Below are 2,068 nucleotides of genomic sequence, written 5' to 3' on the forward strand. Positions count from 1 at the left end.
GCCGAGAAGCCCGCCGAGCCGGTGAGTTTCACCTTCACTTTGGACGCGGGTGCTCTGGAGCCGCGGGAGCGGGGCGATGGTTCGATCGCTCTGTTCGGCGAGGATCCGGCGAATCCGGTGCTGGTGATTCCTCCGGCGTTCATGACGGACGCGAAGAAGGACAAGAGCTCTCCGTACGGCACCTCCTACAGCGCGAAGGTGGCGCAGGAGCTGTCGCGGCACGGCAGGCAGTGGCGGCTGACGGTGACGCCGGACGCGAAGTGGCTGGCGGCGCCGGAGCGTCAGTATCCGGTGGTGATCGACCCGACGATCACGATCGCGCCGTCGGCGTCGGTGTCGCAGGACGTGATGGTGCGTTCGGACGCGCCGACGACGAACTTCAACAGCACGTGGGACATGTCGGCGGGCAAGACCAGCAGCACGGGTATCGCCCGTTCGCTGATCTCGTTCCCGCTGGACGAGATCCCGGCCGGGTCGAAGGTCGACACGGCGCAGCTGTCGCTGTATTTCGACCAGGTTCACACCTCGGGTTCGACGAATGTGGACGTGGAGGTGCGGCGGGCGACCGGTGCGTGGACCGAGGCCGGTGCGACGTGGAACAACACCAGTACGTTCGTGGGTGAGCAGTCGGCGACCACGGTGCTGATGGACGACGGCGACACCGGCACGGCGGCGGTCGGCGAGTGGCCGCGGGTCAGCACTGCGGGCTATGCCGGTGACTACGCGTACAACAAGAACACCGCGACCGGTGAGTCGTACACCTGGCAGCCGATGGTGCCGGAGGCCGCGGACTACAAGGTCGAGGTCCACACCCCGGTGCAGACGGACGGTGCGACGGCCGCCCCGTACACGGTGACCTCGGCGGAGCCGGCGGCGAACTTCACGGTCAACCAGGCGACGGGTACGACGGGTTGGCGTCAGCTGGGCACGACGCAGATCGATTTCGCCAAGGGCAACACCGGCAAGATCGTCCTCGGGGACACCGGTGATGCGACGAAGCGGACGATCGCGGATGCGGTCCGGCTGGTCAACCCGGCGCAGATCCGCAAGGACGTCGGCGAGTACAACCAGTGGCACAACTTCCGGGTCGGGGACACGGTCCAGAAGTGGGTCAACGGCACGGCCACGAACTACGGCTTTGTGATCAAGGCCGTGGACGAGTCGTCGACGGCGCCGCTGGGCGGTCCGCAGTATCAGGCGGGGGACTACGACTACGGCGGCGAGACCTCGACGATTCCGCGTCTGACGGTCACCTTCGGGAAGGTCGGCACGTCGCTGAACTCGCCGACCGTGGTGCACGGCACCGGTCCGGAGCTGTCCTGGGCGGCGTACAAGAACACCACCGGCGACACGAACCTGGACATCGCCGAGTACCAGCTGCACCGCTCCACGCAGCAGGTGTTCACCCCCTCCGCGGCGACGCTGGTCGCGCCGATCGCCAAGACGGCGACCACCTACACCGACACGACCGCGGTCCCGACGCCGGACTCCAGCAGCGCGGAGATCGGCAAGTCGTACTACTACCAGATCGCGGTCAAGACGGCCGACGGCCAGGTGCTGGGTTCCCCGACGCGTGTGGTGGGGATCCCGAAGGCGGGCCGCACCATGCGGCTGATCCAGGCGGGGGCCGGTGTCACCGACACGACGCTGTCGTCGCTGAAGCCGACGACGAACCTGAACACGATCGAGCAGGGCACGGTCGGCCAGGACTGGCTGACGGTGGGCAACAACTCCGCCACCTACGGCAAGACGCGCTCGGTGATCAAGTGGCCCACCACCACGATCCCCACCACCGCCACGGTGCTGGAGAGCCGGGTCTTCCTGTGGTCCACGATGACCACGCGCGACGTCGCCACGTCCAAGGCCCAGTACGACCTGCACGGGCTGACGAGGGACTTCACCGAGACCCAGGCCACCTGGAACAACGCCAACTCCACCACCGCGTGGACCACACCGGGCGGTGACCACTCCTCGGTCGTCTCCGACTACGTGCCGGCGTTCAACACCGACCTGGGCCGCCACTGGTGGGACGCCACCAGCCTCACGCAGGGCTGGGTCAAGACGCCCA

1 protein-coding gene is annotated in these 2,068 nt (G+C 67.6%); it reads left to right on the forward strand.

Features of this window, described 5'->3' with window-relative positions; translation table 11 throughout:
• Positions 1-2,068: DNRLRE domain-containing protein (locus AB0K02_RS33995; protein ID WP_365996465.1), on the forward strand; the 2,068-nt coding region annotated here is incomplete at both ends.

The organism is Streptomyces sp. NPDC049597 (genome assembly GCF_040675505.1).
Classification (GTDB): domain Bacteria; phylum Actinomycetota; class Actinomycetes; order Streptomycetales; family Streptomycetaceae; genus Streptomyces.